Source organism: Arthrobacter sp. AD-310 (assembly GCF_054656615.1).
The window spans coordinates 91,462-111,701 of sequence record NZ_BAAHNO010000006.1 but is presented as its reverse complement, the minus strand read 5'-3'; the positions used below and the strand labels follow the sequence as shown (position 1 = coordinate 111,701).

At 65.4% G+C, this 20,240-nt stretch carries 15 protein-coding genes; 8 read left to right on the top strand and 7 right to left on the bottom strand.

Going from position 1 to position 20,240, the window contains the following annotated elements; translation table 11 throughout:
- Positions 1-74 precede the first annotated feature (74 nt).
- From ACYQ1Z_RS03535 to ACYQ1Z_RS03515, 5 genes are all read left to right on the top strand, one after another.
- Positions 75-920 (top strand): NmrA family NAD(P)-binding protein, encoded by an 846-nt coding sequence (locus ACYQ1Z_RS03535; protein WP_459791118.1) that lies wholly within the window; start codon positions 75-77, stop codon positions 918-920.
- 91 nt (positions 921-1,011) lie between these two features.
- On the top strand, positions 1,012-2,247 hold the full coding sequence (locus ACYQ1Z_RS03530) for an NYN domain-containing protein (RefSeq protein ID WP_459791117.1): 1,236 nt from the start codon (positions 1,012-1,014) through the stop codon (positions 2,245-2,247).
- Between the two features lie 110 nt (positions 2,248-2,357).
- Complete coding sequence (locus tag ACYQ1Z_RS03525) at positions 2,358-2,882, top strand: flavodoxin domain-containing protein (protein ID WP_459791116.1); 525 nt, start codon at positions 2,358-2,360, stop codon at positions 2,880-2,882.
- Between the two features lie 90 nt (positions 2,883-2,972).
- Entirely contained in the window at positions 2,973-4,625 is a 1,653-nt protein-coding gene (locus ACYQ1Z_RS03520; protein WP_459791115.1) for an HNH endonuclease signature motif containing protein, read from the top strand.
- A 126-nt stretch (positions 4,626-4,751) separates the two neighbouring features.
- Positions 4,752-5,225: a GNAT family N-acetyltransferase gene (locus ACYQ1Z_RS03515; RefSeq protein ID WP_459791114.1), complete on the top strand. Its 474-nt coding sequence runs from the start codon at positions 4,752-4,754 to the stop codon at positions 5,223-5,225.
- A gap of 127 nt (positions 5,226-5,352) precedes the next feature.
- On the opposite strand, the gene ACYQ1Z_RS03510 is transcribed toward ACYQ1Z_RS03515, so the two are convergent.
- The 3 genes from ACYQ1Z_RS03510 to ACYQ1Z_RS03500 all read right to left on the bottom strand — a co-directional run bounded on the left by ACYQ1Z_RS03510 (position 5,353) and on the right by ACYQ1Z_RS03500 (position 8,535).
- Entirely contained in the window at positions 5,353-5,799 is a 447-nt protein-coding gene (locus ACYQ1Z_RS03510; RefSeq protein WP_459791113.1) for an SRPBCC family protein, read from the bottom strand.
- Positions 5,800-5,974: 175 nt separating this feature from the next.
- Entirely contained in the window at positions 5,975-7,408 is a 1,434-nt protein-coding gene (gene eat, locus ACYQ1Z_RS03505) for an ethanolamine permease (protein ID WP_459791112.1), read from the bottom strand.
- A gap of 86 nt (positions 7,409-7,494) precedes the next feature.
- Positions 7,495-8,535 (bottom strand): phosphotransferase enzyme family protein, encoded by a 1,041-nt coding sequence (locus tag ACYQ1Z_RS03500; RefSeq protein ID WP_459791111.1) that lies wholly within the window; start codon positions 8,533-8,535, stop codon positions 7,495-7,497.
- A 277-nt stretch (positions 8,536-8,812) separates the two neighbouring features.
- On the opposite strand from ACYQ1Z_RS03500, the gene ACYQ1Z_RS03495 reads away from it, so the two are divergent.
- Positions 8,813-10,171 carry an aspartate aminotransferase family protein gene (locus ACYQ1Z_RS03495; protein WP_459791110.1) on the top strand — a complete coding sequence of 453 codons (1,359 nt, stop codon included), beginning with the start codon at positions 8,813-8,815 and terminating at the stop codon, positions 10,169-10,171.
- Positions 10,172-10,187: 16 nt separating this feature from the next.
- Positions 10,188-10,964 (top strand): GntR family transcriptional regulator, encoded by a 777-nt coding sequence (locus tag ACYQ1Z_RS03490; RefSeq protein WP_459791109.1) that lies wholly within the window; start codon positions 10,188-10,190, stop codon positions 10,962-10,964.
- 1,139 nt (positions 10,965-12,103) lie between these two features.
- On the opposite strand, the gene ACYQ1Z_RS03485 is transcribed toward ACYQ1Z_RS03490, so the two are convergent.
- Together ACYQ1Z_RS03485 and ACYQ1Z_RS03480 are read right to left on the bottom strand one after the other, a co-directional pair.
- Positions 12,104-12,964: a phosphatidylinositol-specific phospholipase C/glycerophosphodiester phosphodiesterase family protein gene (locus ACYQ1Z_RS03485; RefSeq protein ID WP_459791108.1), complete on the bottom strand. Its 861-nt coding sequence runs from the start codon at positions 12,962-12,964 to the stop codon at positions 12,104-12,106.
- Positions 12,965-13,237: 273 nt separating this feature from the next.
- Complete coding sequence (locus tag ACYQ1Z_RS03480) at positions 13,238-14,791, bottom strand: amino acid permease (protein ID WP_459791107.1); 1,554 nt, start codon at positions 14,789-14,791, stop codon at positions 13,238-13,240.
- A gap of 764 nt (positions 14,792-15,555) precedes the next feature.
- Between ACYQ1Z_RS03480 and ACYQ1Z_RS03475 the strand changes: the two genes are divergently transcribed.
- On the top strand, positions 15,556-16,314 hold the full coding sequence (locus ACYQ1Z_RS03475; RefSeq protein ID WP_459791106.1) for an SDR family NAD(P)-dependent oxidoreductase: 759 nt from the start codon (positions 15,556-15,558) through the stop codon (positions 16,312-16,314).
- 50 nt (positions 16,315-16,364) lie between these two features.
- Here ACYQ1Z_RS03475 and ACYQ1Z_RS03470 read toward each other — a convergent pair whose 3' ends face one another.
- Positions 16,365-18,383, bottom strand: a complete 2,019-nt coding sequence (locus ACYQ1Z_RS03470; protein WP_459791105.1) for an ABC transporter ATP-binding protein — start codon at positions 18,381-18,383, stop codon at positions 16,365-16,367.
- Entirely contained in the window at positions 18,380-20,128 is a 1,749-nt protein-coding gene (locus ACYQ1Z_RS03465) for an ABC transporter ATP-binding protein (protein WP_459791104.1), read from the bottom strand. Before ACYQ1Z_RS03465 ends, ACYQ1Z_RS03470 begins: the two co-directional genes overlap by 4 nt.
- Between the last annotated feature and the right edge of the window lie 112 nt (positions 20,129-20,240).

The following is a 20,240-nucleotide window of genomic DNA, read 5'->3' as shown; positions in this document are numbered from 1 at the left end:
GCGCTGACCGGCGGCCGGGGCCACACTTAGCCATGGACTGTTCCTCGCTACCGGCAACCCGCGGCATTGTGGCAGTGGTAGGCGCGACCGGAAGGCAGGGCTCGGCCGTGGTCCGGCACCTGCTCCGGGACGGGTGGGAGGTACGTGCCCTGACGAGGAAGCCTGGCGGCTCGGCAGCCCTGAACCTTCGGGACCTGGGCGCGGAGATCCACCGCGTCGACACCGGGGACGCAGCCAGTCTCCGGCCCGCGTTCCGCGGAGTTCACGGCGTGTTCAACGTGCAGAATCCTATGACCAGCAGTCTCGACGCCGAGGTGCGGCAGGGCAGGAACGTGGCCGAGGCCGCTGCAGAAGCTGGCGTGGGACATGTCGTTTATGGCGCGGCCGGCGTCGGTGACTACCGGACGGGGGTCGGTTCGTGGGATTCGAAGCTCGTTGTGGCGGAGCGCTTCCGCCAACTGGGCGTGCCGCTGACCGTGCTGCGGCCCATGGCCTTTATGGAGCTGATGACGGACAAGGGCTATTACCCGCAGTTTTCCACCTGGCATCTGATGCCTAAGCTCATGGGACCGTCGCGGCCGGTAGGCTGGTTAAGCGTGGACGACCTGGGTGCGATTGCCGCGCGAGCCTTTGTGCAGCAGGATCGGTGGCGGGGCAAGGTGCTCAACCTGGCCTCCGACGTGCAGTCCATCGACCAGTGCCGCGCGCTTGTAAAGGAGCGGACCGGCCGCATGCCGCGGGGCTTCCCGATGCCGGTCCGGTTGTTCGAGCGATTTGTGGGGAGTGACCTCACAACCATGTGGCGCTGGCTGCACGATAACGAGTTCGACATGTCCACGGCGACCACGCGCGAAATCCTTCCGGAGGCTGTCTCCGTCAGGCAGTGGCTGGCCGGGACAGTAGCCCGGCCCAAGCGCTAACGGACGCTGGCGGCCGCCTCCCGCCGTCGTCCTCTTGCGTGTCGCAACGGGAAGGGCCGGTGCGCTCCCGCCCGGCTGGCACACTGGCTCAATGAACCAAGCGCTCCCGCCCTCGCGGCGGCCCGGGATCCGTGCCGCGATGTTCGTTGACTTCGACAATGTTTTCACGGGACTGCAGGCCCTGGATCCCCAGGCCGCTAGGCGCTTCGCCGAAGACCCGAAGCACTGGGCGGACGCTTTGTCGGCAGGCGGGTCCGGGGAGGCGGCGCGCCGCTTCCTGATCCGCAACTGCTACCTCAACCCGATGGTGTATTCGAAGTACCGGACATACTGGACACGGGCCGGTTTCCGGGTGATCGACTGCCCGTCGCTGACGCAGCAGGGAAAGAGCAGCACGGACATCAACCTGGTGCTCGATTCGATGGACGCGCTGTCCGGAAGCGTGGGCATCGAGGAGTTCTTCATCGCCTCGGCCGATGCGGACTTCACGTCCCTGATCCAGCGGTTCCGGGCCGCGGACAGAATGACCACGGTGATCGCCGCCGGCGCGGTGGCCTTCGCCTACCGGGAAATGGCGGACCACGTCGTCGAGTCCCACGACTTCGTTGCCATCCTCAACGGGACCACCGCTGAACCCGTCCACGCGGTGGCGTCAGCGAAGCAGCCCCCGGCTGCCGCCGCCACGAAGGCGAAGGCCAAGACCAGTCCCCCCGCGGTCCGCGAAGTGCTGGACTTCGTCCGCAGCGCACCCGGGCCCGTTGTCGGTGCGATGGTGGCCCACCGTGCGCTCGCGGCGGATCCCTCCCTCAAAACAGACTGGGGCGGCTTCGGCAAGTTCGGCACGTGGGTCTCCCAGATCGGCAGGGACGTGGAGTATTCACCGGCGCAGGGCGGCTGGGTGTGGGACGCACGGCGGTTCTCCAGCGAGGACCTTCCCGCGCCCGCGGAGAAGCAGCCCGGGGTGGAGGAACGGGTCACCCGGGTGACGGACGTGCCGGCGCTGTCGGCCGGACAGTTCAACCAGATCTTTAGGGCCATGGCGGTGCGGCTGCGGGAACATCCGGCGAACCGCACTGAGCTGTCCCGGCAGATTCGGGATGATTGCGTCAGCGCCGGTGAGCCGGTGTCCCGCAATGCCGTCAGTTTTGTCCTGCAGGGCCTGGATTACGTCAATCACCAGCTCACCGACAAGGCGACGCCGGTGGGGCTGGCATCGGCCTGGACCGGTTATGTGGAGGAATTGTGCAGGGTGGCGCTGCTGGAGTTCGACGCCGATGAGCAGCTGGCGGTGCGGCGCTGGGCCAGCGGCGGGATGCTGGCCAAGTAGCAGCACAGGAAGGACGACGGCGGCGGCCCGGGACGTTGGGCCCTACGCCGGGCGGCCCGGATTTGGCACAGTTGTGTGGGTATAGTCCTGCCATTGTGAGGAGGCCAGCGATGACCAATATCTACATCCCCTATGGAACCACCGAAGGCCAGACGGCGAAGATCGCCGAGTTCATTGCGGACGTGGTCCGGGCGCATGGCCATGACGCGAAGGCGGTGGACATCAAGGATGCCGGGGAGGCCATCCCCGACGGATACGACGCCGTCCTGGTGGGCGCGTCCGTCCATATGGGCAAGCACGAGGGCTATGTCCGGGACTTTGTCCAAAAGAACAGGCCCACGCTGGAACGGCTTCCGTCGGCGCTGTTTTCCGTCAGCATGGCCGCCCACGACGATCCGGAAACCGCCGAAGGCTTCGTGGAGAAGTTCGAGGAGGAAGCGGGCTGGCGGCCGTCGCAGGTAGGGCTGTTCAGCGGTGCTCTGCTGTACACGCAGTACGGGTTCATCAAACGGCTGGTCATGAAGAAGATCGCCAGCGACAAAGGCTCCACGGACACGGACACGTCCCGCGACTACGTGTACACGGAGTGGGACGGCGTGAAGCGGTTTGCCGAGGATTTCCTGGCGCGGCTTTAGCAGCCGCGCGCCAAGGTGAGCGTACGACGGCGGGAGGTCGCCACCGTCGTCCGGGCACAAAATGTCGTACCCCCGTTAGACGATATTCCTATGGTAAGCAGCGCTGGAACGGGGACGGGGATGGAGGCTATTTGTGCCACCGTTGCTGCTCTTGCCGCCCTGGAAGCCGAGGACGCCGCCCTCACATCCGCGGCTGCTTCCGGGACGTCTGGTGCAGTGGCTGGGGACGGCGTGGATGTACTTCAGCGGGCGTATGAGATCCGGCTTGAACGCCTGGGCGTGACAAAGAAGTTGCAGGCCCAGCTTTCGGCGCTTCAGGCCCGGGACGCGTCCGGGGCCTTGGACCTGCAGCACGCGATGACACCGCCGGATGCGCCCCTGCACGAGCGGACCTACACCGAGATGTCGACCATCGAGGAGATCGCCGGGATCCTGACCATCAGTTCCGGGGCGGCGTCCGCGTTCGTGAATCAGTCCCGGCAGGTCTGTGCGCTGCCGCGGGTGGTGGATGCCCTGTCGGCCGGGGCCCTGTCCTGGCAGCAGGCCCGGATCTTCGCCGACGAAACCGAGGCCCTGGACCACCCCGCTGCGGCCGCTTTGGTGGAGCATTTCCTCGACCCCGAGGCACCCAACCCCGCCCGCGGCTGCCCCGCCACGGAGCTGGTGCCCGCCCGGCTGCGGGCGAAAGTTCGGGGCTGGCGGGAACGCCACCACCCCGAATCCATAGAAAAACGCCACCGCAAGTCCGCGGCGGACCGGCGGGTTGAATGCACCCCGGACCGGGACGGGATGGCCTGGATCTCCGCCTACCTGCCAGCAGACCAGGCACTGGCCATCAACAACGGCCTAACCGCAACCGCCAGGACGCTGCAGGGACCCAACGAAAACCGCACCCTCACCCAGCTCAAAACCGACATCTTCGCTGCAAGACTCCTCACCAACCGGACAGCCACCGCCCCCGACCCCGGCGGCACGGGCCAGGATGCCGGCAGCACCCCGACCCATGAACTGGACGATGTGATCGGGCTGGCCACACTCGGAGGCCCACATGACAGTGACCGTCCGGGCCTGGCTGAACCGGTCTTGAGTGGAACCTCCACGGACCCTGGCAGAAACCAAGATCTGGGCAAGGTCCCCACGCCCCGCGCCGAGGTCCTCGTGACCGTCCCGTTCTTCGCGCTCCTTGGCCTCACGGACGAACCAGCCGAACTCGACGGCTACGGACCCATCCCCGCCTCCATGGCCCGGCAACTCCTCGCCGGCGGGGCCGAATCCTTCCGCCGCGTCCTGCTCGACCCAAGGGACGGAACACCCCTGGAGATCGGCCGCACCAGCTACCGGCTCGCCAAAGCCATGAAAAAGGCGCTGCAGCTGCGGGACGGCAAATGCGTCTTTCCCGGCTGCAACAACAACACCCTCGACAACGACACCGACCACCTCACAGCCTGGCAGCACGGCGGAACCACCGGCATCAGCAACCTCGCACAACTCTGCCCAAGGCACCACCGGTTGAAACACAACAGTGGCTGGACACCGACAGCAGCGACCAGGGACGAACCACCCGGCTGGACCTCACCCACCGGCCGCCACTACCAAGCCGAACAACCCGACCGCGAACCACCACAATGGCCACCGGGGGTCCTCCCGCCGGGAGTCAGCCTGAGGAAAACCAGTCCGTCAAAGAGCAGCCAACCGGATCCCAGCCCGCTCGAAAAGGTGCTTCTCCAGCTGTTGTCGGGATAACCGGGACGCCAGCAGTCTCCCCGGACCGCGGTAATCCTTTGCACGGCCAAAAGCTGCTGCTCCGCGCCGCCACATCAGCCGACCCCGCTGCCGCGCTCCCCGCGCAACCCGGTAGATTTGGGGGCGATGATTTCGATTGACCGGGACGACCCCGCACGCGCCGATGTTCACCAGCTCCTGCGCGAGCACCTGGCGGACATGTTCGCCACCTCGCCGGCCGAAAGCGTCCATGCGCTGGACCACTCCGCGCTGTCCGCCCCGTCCATCACCTTCTGGACGGCCCGCGAAAACGGAGACCTGCTGGGATGCGGTGCACTGAAGCTTCTGGACTCCGCCTCGGGCCCGGCTACTGACGGCGAGATCAAGTCCATGCGCACCACGGCAGCGGCCCGGGGACGCGGTGTGGCAACTCTGCTGCTCGGGCACATCCTCGACGACGCCCGGACCCGAAACCTCGAGCGCGTCTACCTGGAGACAGGCACCGAGGACTACTTCGCTCCTGCCCGGCGCCTGTACGCCCGGAACGGCTTCACCGAATGCGCACCGTTCGCCGACTACGTCCTGGACCCCAACAGCGTCTTTATGGAGCTGCGGCTGTAGCGGCTGTCCCAACCACCGCGCGAAGGAAGCGGACGACGGCGGGTGCGCACCCGCCGTCGTCCGCTTCCTGTCCAGTTGGCGCGCTTCAGCCGAACCGGCTCTGCGATCAGGCCGGTTCGCCCCATTCCTAGACTTCGCCGCGCCAGCCGCCGGTTTCGGTGCCGCGCGATTCGATGAAGGCCTTGAACTTCCGCATGTCGGCCTTGACCTGCATCTCGTCGATTTTCAGTGCCGCACCGGCCTTTTCGGTGACACCTTCCGGCGACCACTCGAAGTGGACCCTGACCTTTGTGTGGTTGGCGTCCACGGGGGTGAACCGAATGATGCCGGCGTGCGACTTGCCGTCGGTGGCACGCCACGCGATCCGGTCGTCAGGCTCCTGGTCGACGATTTCGGTGTCGAACTCCCGCTTGACGCCGCCCACGTTGGTCACCCAGTGGTTGGTGGTGTCGGTCAGTTGGGTTATCGATTCCACTCCGGACATGAACTGCGGAAAGGATTCGAACTGGGTCCACTGGTTGTACGCGGTCCGCACCGGCACATCGACTTCGACGGTCTCTTCAACGTGTTCCATCTGCTTCCTCCTTATGGCGGGCGGCAGCAACAGCGGACCGGCAGCAATGGCCATTCTGCCGGTGAGGCAGCCGCCACCCCTGCACGATAAATCCGGCGGCTGCCGGTGTCCAGACCCTTGGAAATACGGAAGCGGACGACGGCGGGTGGGCGCCCGCCGTCGTCCGTTTGCCTTGCTACCTGAGCCCGGCCTCCGATTCTTCGAGAAGAGCAAACTCTTCCTCGGGCGCGCCAGCCACAAGATGATGACGGCTGTAAAGCATGAAGTAAAGCAGGCCGATGACAAAGATTCCGGCCGTGATTGCTGCAGCTTGAACGTCGACGAAGAAGGTGGCCACAACGGCGAGGACCGCGAGGATCAGGCCCACGCTCGTCGTCAATATCCCGCCCGGCGTCCGGTAAGGGCGGTGCAGGTCAGGTTCCCGCTTGCGGAGCACTATGTGGGAGAGGTTGAGCAACACGTATGACATCGCTGCCCCAAAGACGGCTATGTTGATGAGTTTGTCTCCGTCGGCGACGGCTGCGGCCAGGACGAAGCCGATGGCGCCAGGAACGATCAGCGCCCATGTGGGTGTTTTTCGGGAGTTTGTACGGCTCAGCCACGTGGGAAGGTAGCCTGCGCGGGACAACGCAAACAATTGGCGGGAATAGGCATAGACGATGGAGAAGAAGCTGGCCACAAGTCCGGCAAGCCCCGCGTAATTGACGAAAGCAGCCAGCTCGTCATTGCCTACAGCGCGCAGAGCGTCGGGAAGCGGGCTGGTGGAAGTGCTCATGAGCGCACTCCCGGCGCCCCCGGGAGCCAAAATCAGGACGGACAGCCCGCTCAGCGTAAGCACAGCCATCGCGACGATAATGGCCCTCGGCATGTCGCGCTGCGGGTTGTCAGCCTCCTCAGCCGCGAGCGGCACCCCCTCCACAGCCAGGAAGAACCAAATCGCAAAGACCAGCGCCGCAATGATGCCGCCGAAGCCGTTGGGCAGGAATACGCTCGCACCGGCAGCATCGCCAGCCGGAATATCGAACAGGTTGGCCGCGTCGAAGTGCGGCAGCATCCCCACGGCGAACGCGACCAACGCCACCACTGCGACAGCTGTGATCGCGAACATCGCTTTCAGGGCTTCGCCTGTGCCCACCAAGTGGATGCCGATGAATATAACGAAACAGGCCAGGTATACCGGCCAACCGTTCGTGATCCCGAAAAGCCCGAGGCTCTCCACGTAGCCCCCAATGAACACGGCAATGGCAGCAGGCGCCATCGAATACTCAATGAGTATCGCGAGTCCGGTGGCAAAACCGCCCAATTTGCCCAGCGCGCGGCGGGCGAACCCATAGCCGGCACCGGCAACGGGAAGCGCTGACGACATCTCGGCAAGGCCGAAGACCATACAGCCGTACATGATGCCCATCAGGATGAAGGCGACCAGCAGGCCGCCCCAGCCGCCCGCTTCAAGGCCGAAGTTCCAGCCCGAGAAGTCGCCTGAAATGACGTAAGAGATGCCCAGGCCGGCAAGCAGCAGCCAGCCGGCTGCTCCCCGGCGGAGGCTTCGCTGTTCAAAATAGGTCCTGTCGACGGCGCGTTGTTCCGCTGCCACGGAGATTTTAGTCATGGGATTCTCCAGAAAAGGTGGGAATGAGGTCTGAGCGTGCAAGAAATGCAGTGCGGTGGCCCGGGTGCCCCGCGCGGCGGAACTGCTTAATCGAAAAGCCAGGTCGGTGAAGTGAGATAGCGTTCGGCGACGGCTACCGTGCCGGGAATCTGGGCGGCCCAGAGTTCTGGGGGCAGGGCGTCGGCGCGATGGGTGGTGGTCCAGCCGAGCATGGTCAGCCTGCGGATCATGCTCAAGGCTGCGGCGTGAACCAGGTCTGTGGCTGAAAGGGGGCGGACGGTACGGTAGCCGGCCACCCAGCTCTTCGCCAGGTCCGGCGCGTAGGGCTCGTGCTCTATGAAGGACAGCGCCGAGGCAAAGTCGTAGAGGAGCCAGGAAAAGCCACAATCGTCGAAGTCGATAACGGTAAGTGCGCCGTCGTCGATCATGATGTTGGAGGGCCGCAGGTCTGCGTGGACCAGCCCCCAGCTGTCGCCGGATACCGGCAGGCTGTCCAGTGCTGTGACCGCCTCGTACTCCGCGCGTGCCAGTATTGCGGCCTGTTCCTGGGTGAGGTTCGCGCCCCGCCAGTCACCCCACCTGCTCGTTTCGCCGAGCATGTCACTCAACTGCCAGGAAAAGCGGGTGAAATCGGCAGGCAGTGGCCAGCGCTTCACCTGCTGGTGGAGCCGCGCCGTCGTGGCACCAATTTCCGCATAATAAGGCCGGGGGTCGGCAAAGTCCTCGAGGATTACTCCGGCCACAAAAGCGAACGCGACGCAGTGCCATTCGGAACCGCCCGCGTCCGTGAAGGTATTCAGGAGGTTCCCTCCGGCGGTGGGTACGACGTCGGGCACCCGCACTTCCGCCTCTTCCGCCAGGCGCCGCACCCAGGTCAGCTCACCCGCGATCTGCCGGGCATCACCAACGTGGCCCGGACGGTGAACGCGCAGGACCGAGACGGGGACGCCGTCCACTGAGACACGGAAAGTGGCGTTTTCCGAAACGGCGATCAGCGTGATGGCGGTTCGGGCGGGGTCGAGGCCCCAGGCGGAAGTTACTGCTTCGGCAATCCAGTCGGGCGCCGGTTCCCCGCGGCGAAGGTTGTTGAAAACGGCAAGCGGGGAAGTATCTGTCATGGTGTTCATGGATGCTCCTCGGAGGGCGAGGAGGGTTGGGCTCCGGTAGCGAGTATGGCACGGGCTTTCGGCTGGAACCGCCTCCGGCAGAAGGAATTTACGGGCTCGAAACAAACCCAGGACTCGGAAACAAACCGTTCAAATTACGCCCGCCATTCGTAACGCCGGATTCACTTCCGGACGTCTTCCGCCGCTTGCAGCCGGACACACTTGAAGTACTGAATTTGAACCGAGGGTTGGGCCCGCCGGACCAAGTCGAAATATCCAGAACAGCAAGGAACCCACCATGGCCATCCGTTCCACCATCATGGACACCAACAGCTTCCGCGCAGAGCACGCCGGGGAGCTGGATCCCCAAACGCGCCGCCTCACGGAGCGCCGGGACAACGTGCTGGGCGCCTCCTACCGGCTTTTCTACCGGAATCCTGTACACCTGGTCCGGGGCGAAGGGCAGTACCTATGGGATGCCGCCGGCCGGAAGTACCTTGACGCCTACAACAACGTGGCAAGCCTGGGGCACTGCCACCCCGCCGTCACCGCCGCCGTGACCGTCCAGATGCAGCAGCTGAACACGCACACCAGGTACCTGCACGAGAACATCCTGAACTATACGGACGACCTCCTCTCCACAATGCCGGCCGAGTTAAACAAGGCCATGTACATGTGCACCGGTTCAGAAGCGAACGACCTCGCCCTTCGGGTGGCCAAGGCGTACAGCGGCGGCGAAGGGATCATTGCCACCACGGAGGCGTATCACGGCACGTCCGAGCTGACTTCGGGAGTATCGCCGGCTCTGGGTACCGGACAGCCATTGGCACCCACCACACGGCTTGTGCCTGCACCCGACGCCTTCCGTTTGGGTGCAGAGGCGGGTCCCGGCGGCGCGGACCTTGGTTCGTGGTTCGCCAACCGGATTCGTGCCGCCATCGCTGACATGGAGGCGAACGGCATCCGCTTTGCCGGCTTCATTGCCGACTCGATCTTTTCCTCTGACGGCGTCCTGCCCGGCCCGGCCGGCTACCTTCGCGAGGCAGCCGAGGTCATCCATCGTGCCGGTGGCATCATCATCGCGGACGAGGTGCAACCGGGCTTTGGCCGCACCGGCGAGGCGTTCTGGGGCTTCCAGCGCCACGGCATCGTGCCCGACGTCGTCACCCTCGGCAAGCCGATGGGCAACGGGATTCCAGTGTCCGGGCTGGTGGCCAAGGCCGATGTCCTGGCCGCGTTCAGCGACACCATTCCCTACTTCAACACCTTCGGTGGCAACCCCGTCTCCATGGCCGCCGCACAGGCTGTGCTGTCCACCATCCGTGCAGAAGGACTGCAGGAGCACAGCCGTGTTGTTGGTGCGTCATTGCTGGACACCCTGTCTGGCCTTGCTGACACCCACGAAAGCGTGGGCGACGTGCGCGGCGCGGGCCTGTTCATTGGTTTCGAACTCGTGAAGGACCGCGGCACCCGTGAGCCGGACCGGGACCTTGCGCTTGCTGTACTGGAGCAACTGCGGGAACGGGGTGTGCTGACGTCAGTGGCAGGACCGCACGGGAACGTCCTGAAGCTGCGTCCGCCGCTGGCCTTCCAGCACAGCGACATTGACTGGCTGGTGGCTGCCCTGGACGATTCACTGACCGTGCTGGGCGCATAGTCCGTAGATTGGAACCATGGCAACAGGAACGGGCGACGAACCGCAGGCACTGACCCCGGCGGGCGCCGCCCACGCCGCCCTCGCCCGTTACGCCAGCACCGAGAGGTTCAACCCCGGCGAATTGATGGGAAGCGAAAGGGCCCTCGCGGAACGCCTGGGCGTGGGCCGGAGCGTGCTGAGGCAGGCGATCGAGCGGATGGAAGCAGAGGGCACAGTCCGCCGGGTGCTTGGCCGTTCAGGGGGCGTGTTCTTCAATGACGGGCGGATCCAGCGGCACCTGAACACCGTTGAGGGTGTCCCGCAGATGGTGCTGCACCAGGGGCGCACCATCTCCACACAGGTCCTGCGCACGGAGATGGGCCTGCCCCAGCCGGATGAGCGGAGGAACCTTCGCCTCAATGGCGGGGACGCTGTACTGCGCATCCAGAGGCTGCGCCTCGTGGACGACGTGTCGTGGTCCCTGGACCTGTCCGTGCTCCCCGCCGCCCGGTTCCCCGGCCTGCTCAACCACCCGCTGACGGGTTCGCTGTACCACCTCCTGACCGCCGAGTACGGACTTGAACTCGACCGTGCCGACGAAACGGTGGAGGCCGTCCCCGCCACCGACGATCAAGCGGAGGTCCTGCAGGTCCCTGCCGGCTCGGCACTTCTGGAAATCCGCAGGCTGTCATGGGATGTGCAGGGCGCGCCCGTGGAGTACGCGCACGACTTCTTCCGCGCGGACCGTACCCGTGTGCACATGCAGAAGTACGGGACCAACTGGAAGAGAACCGTGCGGCTGGGACGCGGGTGAAGCGGCTGCCTGGCTCCTGCGAAAGGAAAGCGGACGACGGCGGGTGGGCACCCGCCGTCGTCCAATTGCCTTGGTGCCTCCAAGCCGAAGGGGAACCTTTCCCCGCTCCGCACGTCCGTGCCCTCGGCGCTGTTGCCGGCTACGGTGAACCGCACGTAGTTGGTGGCGTTGGCCGAGCCGTCAACGGTTACGCGCTGCAGGGTGTCCGCGGCGGGCTGGCCGTAGATGTTCAGCCAGGGTGAGCCCTCGGCGAGGGGCTGGTTCTCGGCGAAGACGTGGCTGTCGCCGTTGATGAGGTAGACCGGGGCGTCGAAGTTGTTGGTTTCCTCGACGATGGCCTGCACGATTTCGCTGAAGCCGGACATGATGGCCGGGTTGGCGGTGGCGGCGGCGAGCAGCGAGGGGTCGAACATGTCGGCCTGGGTCATCAGGACCACGGCACGGTCGTTGCGGCGTTCGGCGTCGTCGAAGGTCTCGCGGATCTGAGCCAGGACGGCGTCCGTGCGGTGCTCCACCTCGGCCAGCTGCTCCGGCGTGGCGGCAGTTTCGCCCAAGCCCGTCCAGGGCTGGAGGGAGTTGTTGCTGCCCTGGATGTTCAACACGGAGAAGGCGATCCGGTTCTGGGTGAAGCGGACGTTCTCGGGGAGGCCGAGGTCCTCCTGCGTCTTGACGGGCATCGTGGCGCCGAGGGTCTTGCCGGGCTCGTTGAAGAAGACCTCGCGCAGCTTGTCCAGGCGTTCCAGCGGGTTGTAGGCGCCGTTGTTGGTGCGGTGGCAGTCCACCCATTCGTTGTCGCCCGGGGTGAAAACCAACGGGTGGGTGAAGGTGTCGAAGTCGGCGCGGATGTCCGCGAAGTACTCGTCGGAGCAGACCGAGGAACCGTTCTTGATATCGCCCACGTGTGCTACAAACTTCAGCGCACTGTCGGCGTTGATGTCCTGGATGCGGGAGGGGAATTTGGCGATCTCGGCCTGGCCGTAGGGGATGTCGCCCATGACGCCGAAGGTGAAGGCGTCGCCGGTGTTCTCTGCGGCGGCGGCAGGCTGGGCGGCGAGGAGGCCGAGCGCCAGGGTGAGCGCCGCCGTCGTCGCTTTTATGGTCTTTGAAGCCATGGGGATGCTCCTGTTTCTGCTGGGGTGTCAGGCGGTGCGGGCGGTGAGGAACCGCTGCAGGCCGGCGAGGTCGTCGGTGTTGATGTGGTCCACACCGGCGTCGGCGAGTTCGGTCCAGATCGCGTCGCGGGCGGCGCCCGGCTGGTCCGGGGTGGCCCAGAAGCGGACACGGTAGCCGTTGGCATGGGCGGTGGCGACGTAGGCGTGGAGCTTGGCGCGCTCAATCTCGGGCATGGGGCCGACGCCCCGCCAGGTGAAGAGTTTGGTCCAGTTGTCGCTGACCAGCGGCATGAGGGCGGCGGGCTTGCCGGTGGTGAGGTCTGCTGAGCGGCCATCGTAGAAGCTGAAGCGCTTGTCCTGGGCCTGCATGGTGGCGAGCGGGCGGTTGCCGCTGATGACCGCTGTGACCGGGCCGGTCTTGACGGTGCCGTTGGTGTAGCGGCTCATGATGTCACGGTGCTCGGCGAGTTCCTGTTCGATGGCGGCGTAGGTGGCCTCGCCTTCGCTCTTAATGTCGATCAGGAGCTGCAGGCTGCCGTCCCAGTGCGGGTAGACGCCGTGGCCCTGCTGGCTGCGGACCAGGTCCTGCAGCGGATCGAGATAGAGGCTTTCGAGGGTGACGCCGGGCTTCACGTCCTCCAGGTCGTGGGCCACGAGCAGTTCGCCGTCCACCAGCCACACGTCGGCCTCGACACTGGTGAAGCCGTGCTCGAGTGCGTCGAACAGCGGGCGCTCGTGCTCGTAGTCGTTGTGCGCGTGCGCCTGGGCCAGCGGCTGGCCGACGACGACGGGAGCGGGCTTGGTTGCCTCGGCCTGGGCGGGTGCCACCGCGGTTCCCGCCACGGAGGCGAGGAGGGCGACGGCGGCGAGGGTGCTTTTCACGAACAAGGAAGTACTCCTGGTACATCGGGGGTTTTTCGCACCGGCTGGGGTGTGCCGGGCGGAAGGGTGCGTGAAAAGACTGCCGGGCGCGGGGAAACAGGTGGGGGCCTACCGGTTGCTCCCGGGTTAAGCGGAAGCGACCGGGCCATTTTCTCCGGGTGCGGGCAGTCCCTGAATTTTCCTGACTCTCCTTTCTGCGCTGCCTCCGGAAACACCCGCTACATGGGAAGCAGCGAAGCCGGGTGCTGTTCGCACCCGGCTTCGCTCCTCAAGGCCCAGCTAACGTGCAGCGACCCTGGCTGCCTCCTCGACGTCCTTGGGTGCCGTGAGATCCATCGCGTGCAGCGGCACTACTTTGGATTTGGTGATGTAGCGGTGTCCCAGCCATAGACCGATGAAGACCGGCAACCCGATGTAGGAGGAAAGCACCTCCGCTGACCGCCCCGCAAGCACGGCCTCGTAATTCTGTCCCGCGATGACCAGGATGAGCAGGGCGAAGGCCAGCAGCGGGCCAATGGGGAACAGCGATGCTTTGTAGGGCAGGTCGCTGACCTTGTTTCCCTGTGCCAGGAAGCCGCGCCTGAACCGGTAATGGGAGACCGCAATTCCCGCCCATACAATGAAGCCGCACAGGCCCGACATGTTCAGCAGCCAGGAGTAGGCTGCACCCTGCCCGACGACCGCGGAGAGGAAGCCGAAGAGGCCTACGGCCGCCGTCGCGAGCAGCGCCGGGACCGGCACGCCACGCCCGTTGGTGCGGCCGAAGATCTTCGGCGCCATGCCGTCGTGGGCCATGGCGTAAAGCATTCGGGTGGAGGCGTACAGCCCGGAGTTGCCCGCGGACAGGATGGCGGTCAGGATCACTGCGTTCATCAAAGCCGCCGCGAAGGCGATTCCAGCGCGGGAGAAAACCAGGGTGAATGGCGACGAGGCAATTTCGGACTCGCCGGAGGCCAGCAGGCTCGGATCGGTGAATGGGATGAGGCAACCGATGATGAAGATGGCGCCAATGTAGAAAAGCATGATGCGCCAGAAAACAGTGCGGATAGCCTTCGGCACCTCGCGGCGGGGGTTCTTGGCTTCGCCGGCCGCGACTCCTACGAGTTCGGTGCCCTGGAAGGAGAACCCGGCAACCATGAAGACCGAGATGATTGAGACCCACCCTCCGTGGAACACGTCATCGCGGTTTTCCCAGTTGCTCAGTCCCGGAGAGTTGTCCCCGAGAATGCCGAATATCATCAGCACGCCGGCGATCAGGAAGAGCACCACTGCACTGACCTTGATCAGGGAGAGCCAGAACTCGGACTCGCCAAAGGACTTGGCGGAGAGGGCGTTGAGGCCGGTCAGCACCAGCAGGAAGATCCCGGCCCATACCCATCCCGGGACCCCCGGGAACCAGAAGTCCATGATGATTCCAGCCGCCACCAGCTCTGCCGCTACCGTAATGGCCCAGTTGAACCAATAGTTCCAGCCGATCGCGAAGCCGAATGACGGCGAAACGAATCGGGTGGCAAAGGACTGGAACGAACCGGCAACCGGGATTTTGGCCGACATCTCGCCCAATGACTGCATCAACAGGAATACCATCAGCCCGACCAACGCGTAACCGACCAGCGCACCGCCGGGGCCCGCCTGGGAAATGGTGCTGCCGGAGGCCACGAACAGACCGGTGCCGATCGCCCCGCCGATGGCGATCATCTGCAGATGCCGGGTATTCAGCCCCCGCTTCAGTTCGTTTCCGGATTCGGCGGAACTGCGATCTGTGGCTAACGCCAGGGACGGCCCAGTTGCGCCGGGCTCAATGTCCTCAAGGGTTTCGTTCGGCGCTGTCATGCAGCACCACCGCCGCAAATGGTCGCGGGCCGGGTCGGGTTCCCGGCGTCAAGAGCAGCTCGACCGGTGCAGGCTTCGGCGGCTGCCCTGTCGAGCAGACGCACCAGCGCATCCTCGCGCGGTGCTGCCTGCGTAGTGGTGGACCCCGACCCAAGAATCAGTGCTGACCCGGTGCAGAGACCGGTGACAGGGGTGTCGGTTGCAATAGCCCGATCACTTAATTGCGTGCGGGAGCCATGTCCCATGGTGCCTCCGAAAAGGTAGCTGCGGTGAATGTGGGCCTTCCAAGCGCCCAGGCCGGGAAGGACGGTGATCAAGCTAACACAGGGAAAGAAGGCCCCCTCTGGCTCGTCGAATGTTGCATGCCCAACGGGCCGAGTCCTTATGCATGGGCACTGGCTACCCCTTTTAGGACAAGAATTGCTGATGTGACTGCATCCGTTGCCCAAGCGGTTCTTTTGATCTGCTACAGCAACTCGACGGCCTTGTTGTCATTGGCGGCATTGCCTGGCAGGCAAATCACCCCCAGACCGACGCTCGGCTTACCCATGTGACAGGGAATAAGGTGAGCAGCAACAGGATTCCTTTTGCTCCAGGCATTATTGCTCCACTTGTTCTTACGCCCTGCTAGCTTCTTCTGAAGTCGCACGAGCCGAAGGAACGAGCATGTTTGTAATCGCACAGCCTGAAGAGGCAACCACCATCGAATCAATCGCCTGGGTCATCGGGAAGAGCCCTGTAACGGTCAAGGGCGGGGCGCGCGCATGAGCCAGGAACTTTCGGGTCGTACAGTCGTCGTCGCCGGGTCCACAAGCGCCGCAGGCGTCGCTGTAGTCCATGCCCTCTCGCTGGCAGGGGCACGCGTCGCCGCCGTAGATATCCTTGAGGATCGTGTGCAGGAGCTCGCGGCCGCGTGCAACAACGTCACCGGCTATGCCTGCAACCTCGCCGACCGGCAAGCCGTTGAGGACCTGGCGGCCAGTGTCCGGAACGATCTGGGGACCGCGGACGGCCTTATCCATCTTGTAGGAGGGTGGCGGGGCGGTACTGGAATCACGGGACAGACGGATGAGGACTGGGACTTCCTGCATACCAGCGTCCTCACCACGCTGCGGAACACCAGCCGCGCTTTTTACGACGACGTCGCAGCCTCCCCTGTGGGGCGCCTGGCCGTCGTTTCCGCACAGTCCGCGTCGTCACCGACAGCGGGCGGCGCCGCCTATGCCGCCGTCAAGTCCGCTGCCGAGGCCTGGACTCTTGCCGTAGCGGACGGATTCCGGCACCTGCAGGGAGGACATGAAAGCCCGCATACCGCACAGCACTCGGCCGCGCTGGTTTTCGTCGTCAAGGCCTTGGTTGATGACCGGATGCGTGCAGCACAGCCGGAACGGAAATTTCCGGGCTATACCGACGTCAATGTCCTTGCCGACGCCGTACGGCAGATCTTCGGCCGGGAAGCCGGACAGATCAACGGGCAGCGCTTGCCCCTCCCGGCCGGCAACCTCGCGGGGGCACCGGCCTGAGCGTACGCCGGCCCTGCGCTCCGGCGTCGTAACGCAGGACGCCCGTGAACCTAAACCTCCGCCGCGGGTGCCGCGAACTGGGCCTCATACAGCCGCGCGTACGCCCCACCAGCGGCCAGCAGTGAAGCGTGCGTCCCCTGCTCCACGATCCGCCCTGCCTCCATCACCAGGATGAGGTCGGCGTCGCGGATCGTGGACAGGCGGTGCGCAATCACAAAGGAAGTCCGGTCGCTCCTCAAAGCACTCATCGCCTTCTGCACCAGCACCTCCGTCCTGGTATCCACTGAGGACGTCGCCTCGTCCAGGATCAGCACCGAAGGCCGCGCCAGGAACGCCCGCGCGATCGTCAGCAGCTGCTTCTCCCCCGCGGACACGTTGGACCCCTCATCGTCCAGCACCGTGTCGTACCCGTCGGGCAAGGACCGCACAAACCGGTCAACGTACGTCGCCTGGGCCGCCTCCAGAATTTCGTCCTCAGAAGCAGAAGGCCGCCCGTAGGCGATGTTGTCCCGGATCGTCCCGCCGAACAGCCACGTATCCTGCAGCACCATCCCCATCCGCGAGCGCAGCTCGCGCCGCGGCACCGTGGTGACGTCCACGCCGTCGAGCGTTATCCGCCCCGACTCGATCTCATAGAACCGCATCATCAGGTTCACCAGCGTGGTCTTGCCCGCTCCGGTGGGCCCCACTATGGCCACCGTCTGCCCCGGCTCCGCCACCAAGGACAAAGAAGAAATCAGCGGCTTGTCCGGCGAATACGAGAACGACACATCCTCGAACACGAGCCGCCCCCGCCCGAACACCGGCCCGGCAGAAGCAGGAGGTTCAACAGACTCCTCGGACGTATCCAGCAGCTCGAACACCCGCTCCGCAGAGGCCACCCCGGACTGCAGCACGTTCGCCATCGACCCCAGCTGCGCCAGCGGCATGGTGAACTGCCGCGAGTACTGGATAAACGCCTGGACATCGCCCAGCTGCATCGCCCCCGACGCCACCTGCAGCCCGCCCACCACGGCGATCCCCACGTACACCAGGTTCCCGATGAACGTCATCGCCGGCATGATCAGCCCGGAAATGAACTGCGCCCCGAAACTGGCCGAGTACAGCTCCGCGTTCTTTTCCCGGAACCGCTCCCCCACCTCCTGCTGCCGGCCGAACACCTTCACCAGCGCATGCCCGGTGTAGGTCTCCTCGATCTGCCCGTTCAGCTCCCCCGTGTGCTTCCACTGCGCCACAAACAGCTTCTGCGAACGTTTGGCGATCAGCGCCGTCAGCACCAGCGTCAGCGGAATGGTCACCAGCGCGATCAGCGCCAGCGTGGGCGACAGGACCACCATCATCACCAGCACACCCACCACCGTGAGCACCGACGTCACCGCCTGGGAGATGGTCTGCTGCAGGCTCTGCGAGATGTTGTCCACGTCGTTGGTGACCCGGCTCAGCAGCTCACCGCGCTGGATCGAGTCGAAGTACCGCAGCGGCAGCCGGTGGATCTTCGCCTCGATCTCCTCGCGCAACCCGAACACCGTCCGCTGCACCACCCCGTTCAGCACATACGCCTGCACCCACATAAACGCCGACGCCAGCACATACAGCACCAGCACCCACGTCAGCACGTTCCCCAGCGCCACGAAGTCGATCCCCCGCCCCGGCACCAGGTCCATTGCACTGAGCATGTCAGCCCGCTGCCCCTCCCCCGACGCCCGCAGCTGCGCGATCACCTGCTCCTTGGTCACCCCGGCGGGCAGCTCCCGGGACACCACCCCGGCGAAAATCAGGTTGGTGCCCTCACCCAGCAGCCGCGGCCCGATTACGGAAAGCGCCACCCCGGCCACTGCAGTTACGAACACCAGCAGCAGCCACGCCCGCTCCGGCCGCAGCGTCCCGATCAGGCGCCTGGCCGACGGCCAGAAGTTCATCGCCTTTTCCGCGGGCACGTTCATTCCGGCGAACGGCCCGCCACGCCCCGGTCCGCCTGCCGGCCGCGGAATGCGTACGACGGCGGGACTTGCGGTTGGGGATGCGGGTGCGGCTTTGGTGCCGGGTGCGGGAGTGGCTTCCGGGCTCATACCGTCTCCTCCGCCGCCAGTTGGGACGAGACGATCTCGCGGTACGTCTCCGACGTCTCCAGCAGCTCACTGTGCGTTCCGCGCCCCACGATCCTGCCGTCGTCGAGCACCAAAATTTGGTCCGCATCCACGATGCTGGACACCCGCTGGGCGATGACCACCAGTGTGGCACCGGCAGTGCTGCGCTTTAGCGCCTGCCGCAGCCGGGCGTCCGTGCCGGTGTCCAGGGAGGAGAACGAGTCGTCGAAGATGTACAGCTCGGGCCGTTTCACCAGGGCCCGGGCTATGGCCAGCCGCTGCCGCTGCCCGCCGGAAACGTTAGTGCCGCCTTGGCTGATGGGCGCGTCCAGGCCGCCTTCCATCTCCGCCACGAAATCCCGGGCCTGGGCGATCCGCAGCGCGTCCCACAGCTCGTCCTCGGTGGCGTCCGGCTTACCGTAGAGCAGGTTGCTCCGCACCGTGCCGCTGAACAGGTAGGGCCGCTGCGGCACCAGGCCGATGTGCCCCCAGAGCAGGTCCGGGTGCAGCTCGCGGACGTCCACGCCATTCATCCGCACGGACCCGGAGGTGGCGTCGAAGAGCCGTGGCATCAGGTTCACCAGGGTGGTCTTGCCGGAGCCGGTACTGCCGATGATCGCCGTCGTCTGCCCCGCCCTGGCCGTGAAACTGATGTTGGACAGGACCGGTTTGTCGGCACCCGGGTACGCGAAACCGACGTCGCGCATCTCCAACCCGCCGCGGCGTCGGCCGTCCTGCGTCGCCGTCGTAACTACCGGATGAAGCGGCGGCCGGACGCTCGACTCCGTCCGCAGCACCTCCGCAATCCGGTCCCCGGAGACGGCGGCGCGCGGGATCATTACGGCCATGAACGTGGCCATCATGACGGACATCAGGATCTGCAGCAGGTAGCTCAGGAACGCGATCAGGGTGCCCACCTGCATGGACCCGTCCTCGATCCGGAACGCCCCGAACCAGATCACGGCCACGGACGAGACGTTCAGCACCAGCATGACCAGCGGAAACGCGAGGGCCATCAGCCGGCCGGCGCGCAGGGCGGTGTCCGTGACGTCCTCGTTGGCATGGGCAAACCGCCTGCTCTCGATGTCCTCACGGACGAACGCGCGGACCACCCGGATACCGGTGAGCTGCTCGCGCAGGACCCGGTTCACAGTGTCGATCCGCTTCTGCATCTTCTGGAACAGCGGCACCATCCGGACGGTGAGCAGGCCGACGAGGACCAGCAGCACCGGGACGGCGACGGCGATCAGCCAGGACAGCTGGGCGTCCTGCCGGACCGCCATGATCACCCCGCCGATGCTGAGCATGGGCGCGGTGACCAGCATGGTGGCGGACATCAGTACCAGCTGCTGGACCTGCTGGACGTCGTTGGTGGAGCGGGTGATCAGGCTGGGCGCGCCGAACCTGGTGACCTCCTGCTCGGAGAACTCCCCCACCCTGGTGAAGATCGCGCCGCGCAGGTCCCGGCCCACACCCATCGCCGCTTTCGCCGCGAAGTACACGGCAACCACCGCGCAGACGATCTGCAGCAGGGTGATCCCCAGCATCACGCCGCCCACACTGAGGATGTAGCCGATGTCCCCGGTGGCCACGCCATGGTCGATGATGTCCGCGTTCAAAGTGGGCAGGTACAGGGAGGCCATGGACTGGGCCAGCTGGAAAACCACGACGGCGGCGAGCAGTGTCCGGTGTGGCCGGACGTATTCAACAAGCAGTTTCCAGAGCATGGCGGCTCCCCTACCTGACGCAGTGTCCACAAAACTGTGGTGCGGAGGTCAGTTTACGTCCGCAGGCTGCGATTCAAGCGTGGGAGGGGAACCGAAATCTGCGGGTTCTCCG